The following is a 16,039-nucleotide window of genomic DNA, read 5'->3' on the forward strand; positions in this document are numbered from 1 at the left end:
GGACTCGACATGACCTTCGAATTCTTCCGCTTCGAACTGCGGCAGCAGTTGCGTGCGCCGCTGTTGTGGCTGCTGGCGCTGATGTTCGGGCTGTTCGCGTTCGGTGCCGCCAGTTCCGACGCGATCGTCGTCGGCAATGCCGTCGGCAACGTCGACCGCAACGCGCCGACGGTGATCGTCCAGTTCCTGGGCGTGTTCACGGTGCTCGGGTTGCTGGCGATCGTCAGCTTCATCAGTGGCGCCCTGCTGCGCGACTTCGAGCTCGGCACCGCCGACCTGTTCTTCTCCAGCCCGATGCGCAAGCGCGACTTCCTGCTGGGGCGCTTCCTGGCCGCGGTGGCCGCGTGCCTGGTGATCTATCTCGCGGTGGCGCTGGGCCTGATGGTCGGGCCGCTGATGCCGTGGGTGGACCCGGAACGGCTGGGCGCGTTCTCGCTGGCGCCGTACGGCTGGGGCTTCGCCGTGCTGGTGATCCCGAACCTGCTGTTCAGCGGTGCGCTGCTGGCACTGCTCGCGGTGACCACCCGCAGCGTGCTGGTGGTGTATCTCGGGGTGATCGGGTTCTTCATCCTCAACTCGGTGGCCGGCGTGCTCACGGCCGACCTCGACAACGTCTGGCTGGCGACCCTGATCGACCCGCTGGGCATGACCGCGCTGGACCGGACCACCCGCTACTGGTCGGCCGACCAGCACAACCGCGAGTTGCCGGAGCTGGCCGGTTACCTGCTGGCCAACCGGGCGCTGTGGCTGTCGGTGTCGGTCGGGCTGGTGGTCGCGGCGTTCGCTTTGTTCAAGCCGCAGCGCACCGGTACCGGCCGCGGCTGGTTCAGGCGGCGCAAGGCGAGGGTGGCCGCGGCATCCGTGCGGCCGGTCGCGGCGGTACCGCCACGGGTGGTGCCCGCGACGGGCGCGGCGGTCTCGTGGTCGCAGTTCCTGCGTCTGTGGCGCTTCGACACGGTCGGCGTGTTCCGCGGCGTGCCGTTCCTGGTGATGCTTCTGTTCGCGGTCGCCAACTTCCTCGCCATCGCCGGCATGGCCGAAAGCATGTACGGCACCCGGGTCTATCCGGTCACGTCGTTGATGGTGACGACGCTGCAGGGCGGCTTCAGCTTCATGCTGGTCTTCATCGTGATGTTCTACGCCGGCGAGCTGGTGTGGAAGGAGCGCGGTGCGCGGCTGGGTGAAGTCACCGATGCGATGCCGATGCCGGACTGGGTGCCACTGGTGGCGAAGATGGCGAGCCTGGCGGCGGTGGTACTGGCGTTCCAGGCGGTCGGCGCGGTTGCGGCGATGGGGTTCCAGCTGGTCAAGGGCTTCACCGCGATCGAGCCGGGCCTGTATGCGCGGGAGTTGCTGTTGGGCTCGGTGCCATTCGTGCTGATGGGCGGGCTGGCGCTGGTGCTGCAGGTGCTGAGCAATAACAAGTTCATCGGCTACGGCCTGCTGATCGCGTGGCTGGTGCTGCAGGGCACGCTCGGCTTCCTCGACTTCGACCACAACCTCTACAGCTACGGTTCGGCGCCGGCGGCGCCGTATTCCGACATGAACGGTTACGGCCACTTCCTCGCCGGGCGGCTGTGGTTCCAGTCGTACTGGGGCGCCTGCCTGCTGGCATTGCTGCTGCTGTCGGCGGCGTTCTGGGTGCGCGGCGTCGCACCGAGCCGGCGCGAGCGTTTCCGCCTCGCGCGGCAGCGGCTCGGTGGCGGCCGTGGCTGGGCGCTGGCGGCGAGCGTGGCGCTGTTCGTGGCGCTGGGTGGTTTCATCTTCTGGAACACCAACGTCCGCAACGAGTACCTGGCCGGTGACGATGCGCTCGATCGCCAGCAGCGCTACGAAGAGCAATACCGCAAGTACCGCGACCTGCCGCAGCCGCGGATCACGGCGGTGCAGACCGAAATCGACCTGTACCCGCACGAGCAGCGCGTGCAGGTCCGCGGGCACTACACGGTGGTGAACCCGCACGACGTACCGATCACCGAGTTGCACGTCCAGTGGTACCCGGACGCCGGGCTCGACCGGCTCGGGTTCGGCGAAGCCTCGGTGGCCAGCAACGACGAGCGGCTTGGTTACCGCATCTACCGCCTTGGCACGCCGATGCAACCCGGCGACACGCGGCGGATGGACTTCACCGTGAGCTACGCGCGCGAAGGCTTCGGCAACGACGTCGGCTGGACCAGCGTGGTCGACAACGGCACGTTCTTCAATTCCGAGGAACTGCTGCCGCGCTTCGGCTATTCCGACCGCGGCCAGATCAGCGACCGCAACGAGCGTCGCAAGCGCGGCATGGAGGAGTTGCCGCGCATGGCCAGGCTGGAGGACCAGGCCGCGCGCGCCAACACCTACATCAGCGACGACGCCGACTGGATCGCGTTCAGGACCACCGTCTGCACCACGCCGGAGCAGATCGCGCTCGCGCCGGGGCTATTGCAGAAGGAGTATGAGCGCGACGGCCGCCGTTGCTTCGACTATGCGATGCAGCGGCCGATGCTGAACTTCCACGCGACCCTGTCGGCCGAGTGGGCGGTGCGCAAGGGCGCGTACCAGGCCGGTACCGCCGACGAGATACCGATCGAGGTCTATTACGACCCGAAGCACCCGTACAACGTCGACCGCATGATCGAGTCGGTGCAGAAGTCATTGGCTTACTACGAGGCCAACTTCAGCCCGTACCAGCACGAGCAGGTACGCATCCTGGAGTTCCCGGGCTACAGCAGCTTCGCCCAGGCATTCGCCGGGACGATCCCGTATTCGGAGTCGATCGGCTTCATCGCCGACCTGCGCGACGAGGACGCGATCGACTACGTGTTCTACGTCACCGCACACGAGATCGCGCACCAGTGGTGGGCGCACCAGGTGATCGGTGCCGACGTGCAGGGCTCGACCATGCTCAGCGAGTCGCTGGCGCAGTACTCGGCGCTGATGGTGATGGAGAAGGAGTACGGCCGCGAAAAGATGCGGCGCTTCCTCAAGTACGAGCTGGACCGATACCTGTCCGGCCGCGCGGGCGAGAACATCGAGGAGCTGCCGCTGTACCGCGTCGAGAACCAGCAGTACATCCATTACCGCAAGGGTTCGCTGGTGTTCTACCGGTTGCGAGAGGAGATCGGCGAGGACGCGTTGAACCGCGCGCTGTCGCGCTTCCTCGCCGACAAGGCCTACCAGCACGCGCCGTTCACCACCTCGGCCGAGCTGCTGGAGTACATCCGCGCCGAGGCCGGGCCCCGGCACGAGCAGTTGATCACCGACCTGTTCGAGAAGATCAGCTTCTATGACAACCGCGTCGAGGCGGTCACCGCGGTCAAGCGCGACGACGGCAAGTACGAGGTCACCCTCGACCTGCACGCCGCCAAGCTGCACGCCGACGGCGAGGGCAAGGAGACCACCGCGACGCTCGACGACTGGATCGAGGTCGGGGTGTTCGCGCGCGGGCCGTCTGGCGAGGAGGCCGACGAGGAGGTGCTGTACCTCGAGCGGCACCACATCACTGGCGATTCGCCCACGGTGACCGTCGTGGTCGACCGGTTGCCGTACGAGGCCGGCTTCGACCCGTACAACAAGCTGATCGACCGGGTGTCGTCGGACAACCGCAAGCGCATCTCGATGTAGCCGGGTGCCGTGCGCCGCGGCATCCTGAACGGGAGTTGCGCGGTGCTGGCGCTGGACAGGCCTTTCCCGTAGGATTCGCCTGTTCAGCGCACGGCTGCCTTTCCCAGGTTGCCACCGTCGCATCCCGGATCGCACTGCGGCCGGCATCGCGACCACGGTTTTATCCCGCACGTCTTTCGTCGCGCCGACACGGTTCCGGAGCATCCGGCACCGTCAAATCAGAAAACTCGCAGCGCGGTTTGGGAACGCTCCGGGTTACACCGCATTCGTTTGCGGTTTCCTTGTATCCGGAGTTCCAACATGTCCTTTGAATCCCTCGGGCTTGCGCCCGCGTTGCTGCGTGCGCTCGCCGAGCAGAACTACACCACCCCGACCCCGATCCAGGCCGAAGCGATTCCGCTGGTGCTGGCCGGCCACGACCTGCTGGGCGGCGCCCAGACCGGCACCGGCAAGACCGCCGCGTTCGGCCTGCCGCTGCTCAACCGCCTGTCCAAGCAGACCGCCGCCAACGGCCCGCGCAAGCCGCGCGCGCTCATCCTGGTGCCGACCCGCGAGCTCGCGGTGCAGGTCAACGACAACCTCCGCAGCTATGCCAAGCACCTGCGGCTGAATTTCTGCACGATCTTCGGCGGCGCCGGCATGGGCCCGCAGGTCGACAACCTGCGTCGCGGCGTCGACGTGCTGGTGGCCACCCCCGGTCGGCTAATCGACCACATGGAGCGCGGCACCGCGCGCCTGGACGGCATCGAGGTGCTGGTGCTCGACGAGGCAGACCGCATGCTCGACATGGGCTTCCTGCCGGCGATCAAGCGCATCCTCGGCAAGCTGCCGCACGAGCGCCAGACCCTGCTGTTCTCGGCCACGTTCGAGGCGCAGCTGAAGCAGCTCGCGCTGCAGTTCATGCGCAACCCGAAGCAGGTGCAGGTCGCGGCCAACAACACCATCGCCGACACCATCGCCCACATCGCGCACCCGGTCGACAGCGGCCGCAAGCGCGACCTGCTGATCGACATCATCGCCCGGCGCCCGCATGACCAGGTGCTGGTGTTCGGCCGCACCAAGCACGGCTGCAACCGCCTGGCGGAGCAGCTCGAAGGCGCCGGGCTGCGTTCGGTCGCGATCCACGGCAACAAGAGCCAGGCGCAGCGCCAGAAGGCCCTGCGCGACTTCAAGACCAACCGCGCGCGGGTGCTGGTGGCGACCGACGTCGCCGCCCGTGGCCTCGACATCCCGGACCTGCCGCTGGTGATCAACTTCGACCTGCCGATGGTGGCCGAGGACTACGTGCACCGGATCGGCCGTACCGGTCGCAACGGCGCCAAGGGTGAGGCGCTGTCGCTGGTCTCGCACGACGAAGGCGGTTTGCTGCGGCAGATCCAGCGCATCCTGAAGAAGGACGTCGAGCTGATCACGGTCGCCGGCTACGAGCCGAGCCGTCCGATCCGCCTCGACGTGGCGATCCCGAACCCGCGCCAGAACGCCGGCAACCGCGGTCCGCGTCCGGCCGGTCGCAACCCGGGCAACCGTGGCCATGGCAAGCCGGGTGGTGCGCGCCAGGGGCATGCCCATGCCGGGCCGAAGCAGCATCGTGGCGGGCAGGGTGGTCGTGGTTCGCGTCATGGCGGTGGTGCTGCCTGACAGGTAGGCATCGCCAATTTGATTGACGGGAGGCCGGCAGGAATGCCGGCCTTTTGTTTGCATGTGTGGTTCCGGGGGCGTCCCGGGTCGGAGGCGGCGGGCGCCGGCCGGTGGGGGTATTGCTACACCCCTCGGTCAGGGCCGCTCCGCGGTCCGGCCCGGCGCAGCGCGCCGGGCGTTCGCGCAGGCGCGCGGCATGCCGCGAAAGCAGCCTGCACTCACCCTGCCCTGACTCGGGGCCGTCGGCCATCCATGGCCGACTTTCCGCAATACCCCCACCGCCCGTCACCCGCGTGTGAGTTGCGTCGGCTTCGTTGGGAGAGCGGGGGGTTATGGACTTGCCGGTGGATTAACTGCGCCCGGCGAGGAGCGGACATAGGCCAACCCGGCTCTGAGTGGAGTCCGAAGCCGCTTCGACTTTGACAAATTGTTAGCCCTGCTCACTGGGCAAACCGGATGGAGCAATGCCAAGAGAACGGATGCCCGGGGTCAGCACGTCGAGCCGGACGGGCCGCGCGCGTCAACCATCGTTGCGTTGTGCGAACTCCGGGAAGGTCTCCGCTATCGGCGCTTCATCCGGCAGGATGTAGAACACCCCGCCGCGCTCGAACGTCGGACTGACGATCCGCTCGTAGAACCCGGGCGAGACGTTGATGCAGCCATGGCTGATACGGTTGTCGTCGGGAGTGGGCGATGCAAGGCGCTCGACGCGTTTCTCGGCCGGGACGCCGGTAGCGGTGGGGTGGATGGAGACGGCGGAATCGTAGTCCACCCACAACACGCGGCCCGCGTCGATCGACGGGCCGAAACCGCCCACAAAGCGACCCGCAGGGGTGGTGCGGTCCCGGCCCGGGATCTCGCGAAGCGCGAGGCCGGCGACGCCGGGGGCGGTATGGTCGCCGATCGCCGAGCCGAAGAGCCCGGGCGCCGCGCCGCGAAGCCGGCCGTCGCCGTCGAATACGAGGACCTGTGCGGCGGCCTTGTCGATGACTGCGAACGGATAGCCCTGGTTGTCCCGGGTTGCCACAACCCAGCCCGCGAGCTCGATCACCGTGCCGGACACGTCCTGGCCTCGTGGAAGCTCGTCGACGGCGGCAACCGGTTGCGCGGTGGCTTCCCGGGCGCTTGCCACGGAGGGGTTCGCGGATGCCAGCGCCAGCACCAGCGCGGCAAGAGCGGTCCGGATCGCAGGGTATGTGCATGTATTGATAGGGCGGTACCTTCGAACTGGGTAAAGAAAAAAAGACCGGTGCCAGCAAAGGCCACCGGTCCCGTTCATGCCGTTCGTCGCGAAGTGCGGGAACGATTAGCCGCGCGGCGCGCGACCCGGCGAGGTTTCGAGCTGCTGGACGCGGCTTTCCATCTGGTCGAGCCGCTGGTTGGCCCGCTGCGCGGACTGGTTGGCGGACTCGGCGCTCTGGGCGGCGTCCTGCACCCGGGTGTCGAGCTGATCGAGGCGCGAGTTGATTCCTGCAAACTCGTCATCGTAGGTGGCGCAGCTGGCAAGGCCCGCGGCGACGACGATTGCCAGGGTGAGCGTACGCGCCGTTGTCAGGTGTTGCTTGGTTGGGAACATGCCAACTCTCCTTCGTCTGGGATCTCGGAATATAGCGGCCTTTTTGCCGCAGTCACGTGACGCCTTTAGCGGACGTTGGAGTACGTGGATGATTTGTGAAGACGGACTCTCTACTTGCATGAAGAAGAGCCGGTAAAAACCGGCCCTTCTTCACAACACAACGCTTCAACTCAACCTTTTTCCGACTCGATCCACCGGTTGATCTTGCCTTCCAGCACATCCAGCGGCACCGAGCCGTCCTTCAGCACTTCGGCGTGGAATTCGCGCACGTCGAACCCGTCGCCCAGCGCCGCCTCGGCCTTGTCGCGCATCTCCTGGATCTTCAGCTCGCCCATCTTGTAGGCCAATGCCTGGCCCGGGATCGCCATGTAGCGCTCGGCCTCGGCGGTGGCCTGGGTCTCGCTCTCGGCCGAGTTCTCCAGCATGTAGTCGATTACCTGCTGGCGGGTCCAGCCCTTGCTGTGCAGGCCGGTGTCGACGACCAGCCGGATCGCGCGCCACAGTTCGTTCTGCAGGTAGCCGAAGTAGCTGTACGGATCGGTGTAGACGCCCAGGTCCTTGCCGAGCGACTCGGCATACAGGCCCCAGCCCTCGGTGAACGCGGTCTCGCCGCCGAAGCGGCGGAAGTCGGGCAGGCCGGTCAGCTCCTGCTGCAGCGCGAGCTGGAAGTGGTGGCCGGGGATCGCCTCGTGCAGGAACAGGTCCTCGGCGTCCCAGGTCTTGCGGGTCGGCAGGTCGTAGGTGTTGACGTAGAAGATGCCGGGGCGGCTGCCGTCCTCGCTCGGGGTCATGTAGGAGCCGCCGGCCGCCGACTTGGCGCGGAACGGTTCGACCGGACGGATCTCGAACGGCGCCTTCGGGGTCAGCGAGAACTGCTCGGGGATTTTCGCGTTGATCTTGTCCTCGAGCGCGCGGTAGTGCGCCAGCAGCGCCTCTTCGCTCTCGAAGCTGAACTGCGGATCGGTCTTCATGAACTCGAAGAAGTCCTGCAGCGAACCCTCGAAGCCGACCTCGGCCATGACCTTGCGGATCTCGCCATGGATACGCTCGACCTCGTCCAGTCCGATCTGGTGGATCTCCGCCGGACTCAGGTCGGTGGTGGTCGAGTTGTGCGCGTTGAACGCGTACCAGGCTTCGCCGTCGGGCAGCGCGGCCATGCCGACGGTGTCGCGTGCGTGCGCCATGTAGTCGTTGGCGACGTACTCGCGCAGTTCGCGGTAGGCCGGCATCAGCTCGTCCTGGATCATCGCCCGGTACTCGGCGGTGATGCGCTCCTTGTCGGCATCGGAGAACGATTCGGGCATGTCCGCGACCGGCTTCCAGAACAGCGTGTCTTCCGGCTTGTCCTTGATCAGCGCGTCGAGCTGGTCGACGACGTTGTCCATCAACACCTTGGGCTGCACCACGCCGGCCTCGACGCCGAGCTTCATGTTGGCGATAGCCTGGTCGAACAGCACCGGTACCTGCGACGCGCGCTTGCGCCAGTTGGCGTAGTCCTCGACGGTCTTGAACGGTTGCGCGCTGGTGCCGGAGCCGAGCTGCACCGCCATGTTGGCGAGGTTGTAGAACTGGTTGATCGGCTGCTTCCAGCTCGGGAACTTCTCGCTGGCGAGTTCGTCCTTCGCGTCGCGCACGAAGATCTCGTAGCTCAGCAACGCCTGGCCTTCCAGTCCTTCCGAGCCGACGCCCTCGATTTTTTCGAGCCAGCGCGTGGTGAAGTCGTGCGACTCCTGGCGGTATTCCGCGGACAGGAAGTTCGGCAGCCGGTCGTTGTAGCGGGGGTCGCCCTGGAAGGTCGCGGCCAGCGGGTTGAGTTCGAGCATCTCCTCCCAGTACTGCGCGTACAGCTGGTCGAGCTGCGCGGCCTTGTCTTCGGCAGCCTGGCTGGTGCCGGCGGCCTGCGCGGCATCGTTGGCGGCGGTCGGGCTGCAGCCGGCCATCGCCGCTACGAGGGCAAGGGCGAGCAGGGAACGTGTGACGCGTGGCTTCATCGCGGTCTCCAGGTGACGGTGTGTTCGATGGGGCAGGTTGACCCCCGAGCGTCGGCGTTGGCACCGGCGCGGGCATGGGCCATAGGTCACCCGGGTGCGGGAACTGCGGCCGGGGTCAGCTTTGCGCCGAGGCGGCGGGCGGCGAGAACGGAATGGAGTCGGGCGAGACCGCGCCGCCGGAGATGATGAAGCTCATCGCCTGGTCGACCGTCCAGTCGGTCGGGGTGATCTTCTCGACCGGCACGATTTCCAGGTAGCCCGATGTCGGGTTCGGCGTGGTCGGCACGTACACCGCGGCCAGTTCGCGACCGGTGCCCTGTTCCTTCAACACCCGGGTGACAAAGCCAATCGACTTCATCTCGGTGTGCGGGAAGTCGATCAGCACCACGCGCTGGGTGCCGTCCGGCTTGGTCTGCAGGATGTCGAGCAGCTGCCGGGCGCTGCCGTAGATGATGTTGGCGAACGGCACCCGGCCTATCAGCGACTCGAACCAGCGCAGCAGGCGCTGGCCGAGCACGCGATGGGCCATCACGCCCGACAGCAGGATCACCAGCAAGGTGGCGACGAGCGCGATCACCGTCTGCACCCACGGTTGCGCCAGCCAGCCGGCGATCTGCGGGTAATCGGTGGCGAGCCGGGCCAGCATCGGCCCGGTGAGCGGGCGGCTGGTATCCGACAGCAGCACGAACACGAACTTGCCGACCACCCAGGTCAACCACAGGGGCAGCAGGGTGAGCAAGCCGGTCAGGAACAGGCGCTTGAGCGTGGGGGGATTGCGCATGCCGCGGATTGTACGGGGCGGGGGGCGCTACAACTCGCGGACCAGGCGGAAGCCGACGTCGTCGTAGCCGCGCTCGGCATCCAGCAGGCGCTGGGTGGTTTCGCGGGAGCGCCAGGAGGTACCGATGACCTTGCGCTGGTTGCAGTCGGCGCCGCAGTCGCGCAGCCACAGCGACAGGTCGCGGCCGCTGATTTCCGGTGCGAGCTGGCGTGATTCGGCGGTGCTGGGCAACCGGTATTCGTGGCCGGTCTGGCGGCTGTACCACTGCGCGTAGGCCTCGGCGTCGCGCAGCGATACGCAGACCACCGGTTCGTTCTCGCCCTGGCCGAAGCCGGGGTCGCGCCAGTTGCGGGGCGACAGCACGCGCAGCAGCGAGGCGCGCTCGCGGCAACGCGTGGGTTCACGGCTGGTAAGGGTAGCGAAACGTGCGTACTCGTCGCGGCTCACCGGCTTGCGGCTCATCGCGGTGCCGTCCTTGCCGAGCACGCTGCCGGCCGGATCGCCGGGCAATGCCTCGCCGCGCTCGGGAATGGCGTCGGCGCGTGCCTGCAACTGGCGCGTGGCATCGTCTGGAACACCGAGCGCGCCAGCCAGCGCGATCACCGCGGCGGCCTGCTTCTGGTCGAAGTCGCGGGCGGCTTGCTCCATGCGTTCCTGCAACGCCCTGGTGGTGTCCTTCGCAAGCTGGAGCCGCACCGGGCTGTCGGTGCTGGCGGTCTGGTCGCCGAGCCGGCCGATGTGGTCGAAGTATTCCCGCGCCTGGGTGTCGCGGCGCTTGCCGAGGCTGGCGATCATCTCGGCGCCGAGTGCGCCGGTCAGCTCGTCGACCACGTGGCCGACCTCGGTGTTTCCGGGGTCGGCTTCGTAGGCGCGCAACACGCTTTCCATCGCGTTGTCGTCGGCCGGGGCGGTGAGGTTGCGCTGGGTGATCTGCCGGCGCGCATCGGCCAATGCGATCTGCAGCGGTGCCTCCGGCAGCGGCTGCATCATCGAGGCGATCGGATCGGGGGGCGGGGCTTCGGCGATCGCGGGCGTGCCGGCACGGAAGAAGCCGTTGCCTTCGCGGTCGCCACCGGCCAGCAGCATGCCGCCGCCAGCGAGCGCAGCCAGCACGATCGTGCCCGCCCAGGCCGCCCGCGGGACGCGTTGCAGCGGGGCGAGGATGCGGTCGCGCCACTGGACCAGGCGCGGCCAGCTGCGGCGCCGCTCGACCAGGTCCAGCATGGCCGACATCTGCGCGACGTCGTGGAAGCGCTCGCCGGGGTGCTTGGCCAGCGCGCGGTTCATGAAGCGCTGCCAGTGGCGCAGCCGCGCCGGCAGTTTCGGGATCGGGTCCTGTGCGTGCATGACCGCCATCGAAAGCGCGTCGGCGGCCTGGTAGGGCAGATGGCCGGCCAGCATTTCCCAGGCCAGCACGCCGAGGCTGTAGAGGTCGGCGCGTCCGTCGACGTCCTCGCCGCGTGCCTGCTCCGGCGCCATGTAGGCGGTGCTGCCGACCGCCAGCCCGGCCGCTGTCACGCGCGGTCCAAAGCCGCGCCGCAGGGCGATGCCGAAGTCGGCCAGCAACGGACGCTCGGTGTCGTCGAACAGCACGTTCTCGGCCTTGACGTCGCGGTGGACGACGCCGTGGCCATGCGCGTACTGCAGCGCCGACAGCAATGCGCGCAGGGTCTCGACGACGCGCGGCTCGTCGGTTCCTCCGCCATCCTCCAGCTGGAAGCTGCGCTGGCCGAGGTGGCCGCGCGCGAGGTAGGGCATCGCGTAGTAGGGCAGGCCGTCGCGGGTGCGGCCGAGTTCGTGGATGCGCACGACGTGGGCGTGTTCGAGGCGCGCGATGGTGCGCACCTCGTTCTCGAACCGGCGCCGGCTCACTTCGTCCGACAGCGCCTGGCTCGCCATGACCTTGATCGCGACTTCGCGCCCGAGGTCGAGCTGCTCGGCCAGGTACACCGTCGACATCCCGCCGTGGTTGATCACGCGCAGCAGCCGGTAGCCCTTGATCTCGGGCAAGGGCGTGGTGGTCGTGTCGTTGTTCAGCGGGAAAGACATCGCGGCCCCCCTGTCGCGGACGACGAGCATACCCCCGCCGGGCTGCAGGGTGAATCGGATGGGCGACGCCGCAGGCGCTATTGCGAGGGGAATCGTGAAGCCGGTCGGGAAGTCGTCGGTAGAAGTGACGCTGGGGGTCAGTCGGAGCCGCGGACGGATGCCTCGCCCGCGTTGCGGACCCGCGGTTTCAGCCTCACGTAGAGCTGTTTGCGCACGCGTGCGACCACTTCGCCCTGTTCATCCAGAATTTCGGTGTCGAACCAGCGCAGTGCCTTGTCGCCGCCGGCGGTGGCCGCGCGCAGGTCGTCGAGCACCGCGTCGTCGAGGTCGAAGCGTGCGTGCACGGTGCCGCGGCCGGGCTTGACGAACTCGATCGTGCCGGCCTTGTCCCACACCACGTAGTCGGGACCGATCGCCTGCATTGCCAGCAGCATCCAGAACGGGTCGGTCATCGCGAACAGGCTGCCGCCGAAGTGGGTGCCGACGTAGTTGCGGTTCCACGGGCGCATGCGCAACTCGACGCGGGCGTGGCGATAGTCGTCGCTGATGGCGGAGACGTGGATGCCGCTGAAGAGGAAGGGCGGCCACAGGTTCAGGCCGTGGCGGAGCAGGGTCGGGTTCATGTCCCCGAGTTTGCCATACGCATGCGTATCCATGTAGGAGCGACGTGAGTCGCGATTTCACGGCGACCTCGGCGGAGCGAGGAAATCGCGACTCACGTCGCTCCTACAGAAAGCCGCGGCGCGCCTAGAACAACAGTGACGACATTTTGCGGCGGTAGCGGCTGACCAGCGCGGCGTCGTCGATGATGCGGAACGCGTCGATCAGCGCCTTGCGCGGCAGGCCGTCATCGAAGTCGCGGTCGCGACTCAGCATTTCGATGAACTGCTCCAGTCCGGCCTCGGGTTGGCCTTCGGCGATCTGCCGGACCCCGAGCTGGTGCCGTGCCCGCAGGTCGCCCGGGTCGGCCGCGATCGCCTGCTGCAGGGCCTCCACCGACGGTGCGGTCGCGGCCTGGGCGATGAAGCCCAACCGCGCGCGCGCCTGGACGCTGCGGTCGTCGGTGGCGAGGTTGGCGGGCAGGGCGTCGAGCAGGGTCTCGGCCTCGGCCGCCGCGCCGGTCTGCAGCAGCGCGAGGGCGAGGTCGAGCTTGAGCTCGTCCTGGTCGGGGGTTTCGGCCACCGCCTGGCGCAGGCGCACGACTTCGGCATGCGGATCGGTCGGAATGGTGTCGGCCTCGACGGCTTCGGTGGCCGGCGCCGGTTCGCCCGGCTCGATGCCGTGGTGCTTGAGGAACTCGCGGATCTGGCCTTCCGGCAGCACGCCAGGGAAGCCGTCGGCGATCTGGCCGTCCTTGACCAGGAACACGGTCGGGATCGAGCGCACCTGGAACGCGCCGGCCAGCTGCTGTTCCTTGTCGGCATCGACCTTGGCCAGCACGAACGCGCCGTTGTAGTCGCCCGCCAGCTTCTCCAGCACCGGCCCGAGTTGCTTGCACGGCCCGCACCACTCGGCCCAGAAGTCGACCAGCACTGGCGTCTGCAGTGACTTCTGCAGGACCTCGGCCTCGAAGTTGTCGGCGGTGGCGTCGAGTACGTGGGGCTTGGCGGCGTCAGCAGTCATGGTGGCTTCCGTGTGGCGATTCGCCGGACATGGTGCCGCAGGCGGGCGAATCCAAGAAAATCGCCGGGTGTATGTAAAAAATACTTGACGTCATGGAAGGCCGGAAGGTAAATTATTTTTTACATTTTGTCTGGCAGGGGATACATCATGGCAATTGGACGCGCAACATGGGTCGGCCTGCTGGCCGTGGCGGGGCTGGCGACGTGGCTGCTGGTGGCCGGGCCGGACCGGTTGCTGGGAATCGATACCGGCAATGCCGGCATGGTGTTGCTGATCACGACCACCTGGGCGGCGCTGTACGCGATTTCACGGATGCCGCGGGAGGGTGGCGAGCAGGCGGTGGTATCGCCCGGCGAATGGAAGGCGTGGATCGGCCTGGGCTTCATGGTGGTGGCGATCACCTACTTCCTCGCGCATGTGCAGGTGTTCGCTGCCGCGGGGCCGTTCGATAATCCGGATGCCAATCGCATTGGCCGCAACCTGGTGATGCTGCTGATCGCGTGGACCATTCTGTCGAGCGTGTTGCGGTCGCGCTGGCAGGGCGAGGTCGAGGAGGACGAGCGCGATCGCCAGATCACCCGGCAGGCTTCGGGCTGGGGCTACGGGGCGATGACCAGCTACGTGGTCGCGTTGGCGCTGGTGCTGGGCTTCTCGCCGGCGGACCGGCTGGAGTGGGCGACCCACTTCATGATCGGCAACCTGCTGGTGCTGAGCCTGATGGTGGCGTGCCTGTTCGAACACGCGGCCAAGGCCGTGCTGTACCTGCGCGACAGGTCCTGATGTGAAGCCCGGTTCCGCCACGCCGATCGGCAACGAGATCCGGCGCCTGCGCTTCGAGCATGGCGAGATGACCCAGCAGGCGCTCGCGGCGGCCTGCGGGGTGACCCGGCAGACGATCCTCGCGCTGGAGGCGGGCAGGTACGCGCCGTCGCTGGAACTCGCGTTCCGGATAGCGCGGACGTTCGGCGTCGGCGTCGAACAGGTATTCCACTGGAAGGCCGCGGTGGATGACGCGCCCCGCTCGTAGTGGGCATTCGCGCAAATGCGCCGTTGAGGACGGGAGGGCGAGCGCGTGGCAGCCCCGTCAATCGATGTCCCGGCGCAGCAGGTCCCACAACATCAGCAGGGTGACGACGAAGCCGCCGAGCAGCCCCAGCAGCATGACGTGGTCGGTATGCACGCCGCCGCCCGCCAGCACCTGCGATGGCGCCGACCAGGGGTACCAGTGCCCGAAACGTGCCGACTGGCCGATCAGGAAGCCGCCGACGGTGGCGACCATGCCGCTGGCGACCGCCACCGTGAAGCTGCGCCAGCGCAGCGCGATCCACGTCTGCAGCGCGACGACCAGCATGCTGGCGACCAGGCAGGCGCCCAGCCGGCCGGCGATGAATGCCCACGGCGGCGGCCCGGCGATGCCTAGCTTCGGTTGCAGCCAGGCCAGCACCCAACCGCCGAGCGGGATCAGCAGCAGCAATGCCACCAGCGCCAGGGCCACCAGCACGAGCAGGGCAATCACCTTGCCCAGGTAATGGTTGCTGCGTGGCAGCGGCAGCGCCAGCAGGTGCCGCCAGCGGTGGTTGGCATGTTCCAGTCCGGCCAGCAGCGCCGCTTCCAGGGTCACGAACAGCGGCAGCATCAGGAATGCCCACAGCGTCATCATCCCCAGCGCGAGGCGATGCCAAGCTTCGGCAGGTGGCGGTGGGATCTTGTCGCCCAGGTCGGCGAAAGCCACCTGCAACACCGTCAGTCCCACGACCGTCGCAGGTGCAATCAGGCACATCCACAGCGCCAAGGTGCCGCGGAGCTTCAGCGACTCGGCCGACAATGTCCGCATCAGTGCGCTCATGCCGCCACCTCCGCTTCAGTGGTCATGTCGAAGAACAACTGCTCCAGCGCAGGCTGCTCGCGGACCAGGTGTGAAACCGCCAGCCCGGCTTCGACCAGCAGGCGGTTGAGTTCGGCTTCCGCACGATGTCCCAGGCGCACGCTCAGGCCGGTGGGGCCGTGCAGGTCGACGCGTTCGCCGGCCTGCGACAGCAGCGTGGCGGCACGCGCGATGTCGTCGCAGCACAACTGCACGGTGGCCGGGTAGCGGGCGCGCAGGTCGTCGAGGCTGCCTTGGAACCGAAGCCGGCCGCGATGCAGCACGCCCACCTGGTTGGCCACCTGTTCGACCTCGCCGAGCTGGTGGCTGGAGACGAACACGGTGATCCCATGGTCGCTGGCGAGCGAGCGCAGCAGGCGTCGCATGTCGTGGATGCCGGCGGGGTCGAGCCCGTTGGCCGGTTCGTCCAGGATCAGCAGTCGCGGCCGGCTGAGCAGGGCCAGCGAGATCGCCAGTCGCTGGCGCATGCCGAGCGAGTACTCCCGGACCGGACGGCCGGCGGCATCGCGCATGCCGGTGATGTCGAGCGCCTCGTCGACCTGCGCGCGCGCCGTGCCAAGCAGGCGGCGGGTGACTTCAAGGTTCTGGCGGCCGGTCAGGTGCGGGTACAGCGAGGGCGATTCGACCAGCGCACCGACCTGGGCGAGCGCGCCGCGGCGGTCCGCGGTCAACGGTTGACCATGCAATTCGATCTGGCCCCGGTCGGGTCGCAACAGCCCCAGCAGCAGGCGGATGGTGGTGGACTTGCCGGCGCCGTTGGGGCCGAGGAAACCGTAGACCGCACCGCCCGGTACCGCCAGGTCCAACGTGGAGACGCCGAAACCGCCGGGAAACAGGCGGGTCAGGTCGCGGGTGTATATGGATAGCGTCATGCCGGATTGCTCCTTGTC

Annotated in this window: 13 protein-coding genes; 4 read left to right on the forward strand and 9 right to left on the reverse strand. The window is 67.8% G+C overall.

The genetic code is table 11. The features are described from left to right. The first annotated feature begins 9 nt into the window (after positions 1 to 9). Both ACT9AS_RS09780 and ACT9AS_RS09785 read left to right on the forward strand, forming a co-directional pair. The gene (locus ACT9AS_RS09780) at positions 10 to 3,606 is read left to right on the forward strand and encodes a M1 family aminopeptidase (RefSeq protein WP_445099949.1); all 3,597 of its coding nucleotides are present in this window, start codon (positions 10 to 12) and stop codon (positions 3,604 to 3,606) included. A gap of 300 nt (positions 3,607 to 3,906) precedes the next feature. Further along, a complete protein-coding gene (locus tag ACT9AS_RS09785) occupies positions 3,907 to 5,244 on the forward strand; it encodes a DEAD/DEAH box helicase (protein ID WP_445099950.1) in 1,338 nt (445 codons plus the stop codon). A gap of 520 nt (positions 5,245 to 5,764) precedes the next feature. On the opposite strand, the gene ACT9AS_RS09790 is transcribed toward ACT9AS_RS09785, so the two are convergent. The 7 genes from ACT9AS_RS09790 to trxA all read right to left on the reverse strand — a co-directional run bounded on the left by ACT9AS_RS09790 (position 5,765) and on the right by trxA (position 13,264). Beyond that, positions 5,765 to 6,403 (reverse strand): hypothetical protein, encoded by a 639-nt coding sequence (locus tag ACT9AS_RS09790; RefSeq protein WP_445100350.1) that lies wholly within the window; start codon positions 6,401 to 6,403, stop codon positions 5,765 to 5,767. A gap of 147 nt (positions 6,404 to 6,550) precedes the next feature. Next, positions 6,551 to 6,820 (reverse strand): hypothetical protein, encoded by a 270-nt coding sequence (locus ACT9AS_RS09795; RefSeq protein WP_445099951.1) that lies wholly within the window; start codon positions 6,818 to 6,820, stop codon positions 6,551 to 6,553. 170 nt (positions 6,821 to 6,990) lie between these two features. Next, positions 6,991 to 8,811: a DUF885 family protein gene (locus ACT9AS_RS09800; RefSeq protein WP_445099952.1), complete on the reverse strand. Its 1,821-nt coding sequence runs from the start codon at positions 8,809 to 8,811 to the stop codon at positions 6,991 to 6,993. 115 nt (positions 8,812 to 8,926) lie between these two features. Further along, complete coding sequence (locus tag ACT9AS_RS09805) at positions 8,927 to 9,592, reverse strand: DUF502 domain-containing protein (protein ID WP_445099953.1); 666 nt, start codon at positions 9,590 to 9,592, stop codon at positions 8,927 to 8,929. A gap of 27 nt (positions 9,593 to 9,619) precedes the next feature. Continuing rightward, positions 9,620 to 11,641 (reverse strand): protein kinase domain-containing protein, encoded by a 2,022-nt coding sequence (locus ACT9AS_RS09810; RefSeq protein WP_445099954.1) that lies wholly within the window; start codon positions 11,639 to 11,641, stop codon positions 9,620 to 9,622. Between the two features lie 137 nt (positions 11,642 to 11,778). Then, positions 11,779 to 12,264, reverse strand: a complete 486-nt coding sequence (locus ACT9AS_RS09815) for a DUF4442 domain-containing protein (RefSeq protein ID WP_445099955.1) — start codon at positions 12,262 to 12,264, stop codon at positions 11,779 to 11,781. 124 nt (positions 12,265 to 12,388) lie between these two features. After that, positions 12,389 to 13,264, reverse strand: a complete 876-nt coding sequence (trxA, locus tag ACT9AS_RS09820; RefSeq protein ID WP_445099956.1) for a thioredoxin — start codon at positions 13,262 to 13,264, stop codon at positions 12,389 to 12,391. 147 nt (positions 13,265 to 13,411) lie between these two features. Between trxA and ACT9AS_RS09825 the strand changes: the two genes are divergently transcribed. Then, positions 13,412 to 14,044, forward strand: coding sequence for a hypothetical protein (locus ACT9AS_RS09825; protein ID WP_445099957.1), 633 nt, complete (start codon positions 13,412 to 13,414; stop codon positions 14,042 to 14,044). 1 nt (position 14,045) lies between these two features. Then, positions 14,046 to 14,291, forward strand: coding sequence for a helix-turn-helix domain-containing protein (locus ACT9AS_RS09830; protein ID WP_445099958.1), 246 nt, complete (start codon positions 14,046 to 14,048; stop codon positions 14,289 to 14,291). Between the two features lie 57 nt (positions 14,292 to 14,348). Here ACT9AS_RS09830 and ACT9AS_RS09835 read toward each other — a convergent pair whose 3' ends face one another. Continuing rightward, positions 14,349 to 15,110, reverse strand: a complete 762-nt coding sequence (locus ACT9AS_RS09835; protein ID WP_445099959.1) for an ABC transporter permease — start codon at positions 15,108 to 15,110, stop codon at positions 14,349 to 14,351. Continuing rightward, positions 15,107 to 16,021 (reverse strand): ATP-binding cassette domain-containing protein, encoded by a 915-nt coding sequence (locus tag ACT9AS_RS09840; protein WP_445099960.1) that lies wholly within the window; start codon positions 16,019 to 16,021, stop codon positions 15,107 to 15,109. Before ACT9AS_RS09840 ends, ACT9AS_RS09835 begins: the two co-directional genes overlap by 4 nt. Positions 16,022 to 16,039: the final 18 nt, after the last annotated feature.

The organism is Lysobacter sp. F60174L2, assembly GCF_052547135.1.

Coding starts and splice junctions, on each gene's coding strand:
- ACT9AS_RS09785 (WP_445099950.1), top strand. CDS start 3,907: ATGTCCTTTGAATCCCTCGGGCTTGCGCCCGCGTTGCTGCGTGCGCTC.
- ACT9AS_RS09825 (WP_445099957.1), top strand. CDS start 13,412: ATGGCAATTGGACGCGCAACATGGGTCGGCCTGCTGGCCGTGGCGGGG.
- ACT9AS_RS09840 (WP_445099960.1), bottom strand. CDS start 16,021: ATGACGCTATCCATATACACCCGCGACCTGACCCGCCTGTTTCCCGGC.
- ACT9AS_RS09810 (WP_445099954.1), bottom strand. CDS start 11,641: ATGTCTTTCCCGCTGAACAACGACACGACCACCACGCCCTTGCCCGAG.
- ACT9AS_RS09780 (WP_445099949.1), top strand. CDS start 10: ATGACCTTCGAATTCTTCCGCTTCGAACTGCGGCAGCAGTTGCGTGCG.
- ACT9AS_RS09795 (WP_445099951.1), bottom strand. CDS start 6,820: ATGTTCCCAACCAAGCAACACCTGACAACGGCGCGTACGCTCACCCTG.
- ACT9AS_RS09805 (WP_445099953.1), bottom strand. CDS start 9,592: ATGCGCAATCCCCCCACGCTCAAGCGCCTGTTCCTGACCGGCTTGCTC.
- ACT9AS_RS09800 (WP_445099952.1), bottom strand. CDS start 8,811: ATGAAGCCACGCGTCACACGTTCCCTGCTCGCCCTTGCCCTCGTAGCG.
- trxA (WP_445099956.1), bottom strand. CDS start 13,264: ATGACTGCTGACGCCGCCAAGCCCCACGTACTCGACGCCACCGCCGAC.
- ACT9AS_RS09835 (WP_445099959.1), bottom strand. CDS start 15,110: ATGAGCGCACTGATGCGGACATTGTCGGCCGAGTCGCTGAAGCTCCGC.
- ACT9AS_RS09815 (WP_445099955.1), bottom strand. CDS start 12,264: ATGAACCCGACCCTGCTCCGCCACGGCCTGAACCTGTGGCCGCCCTTC.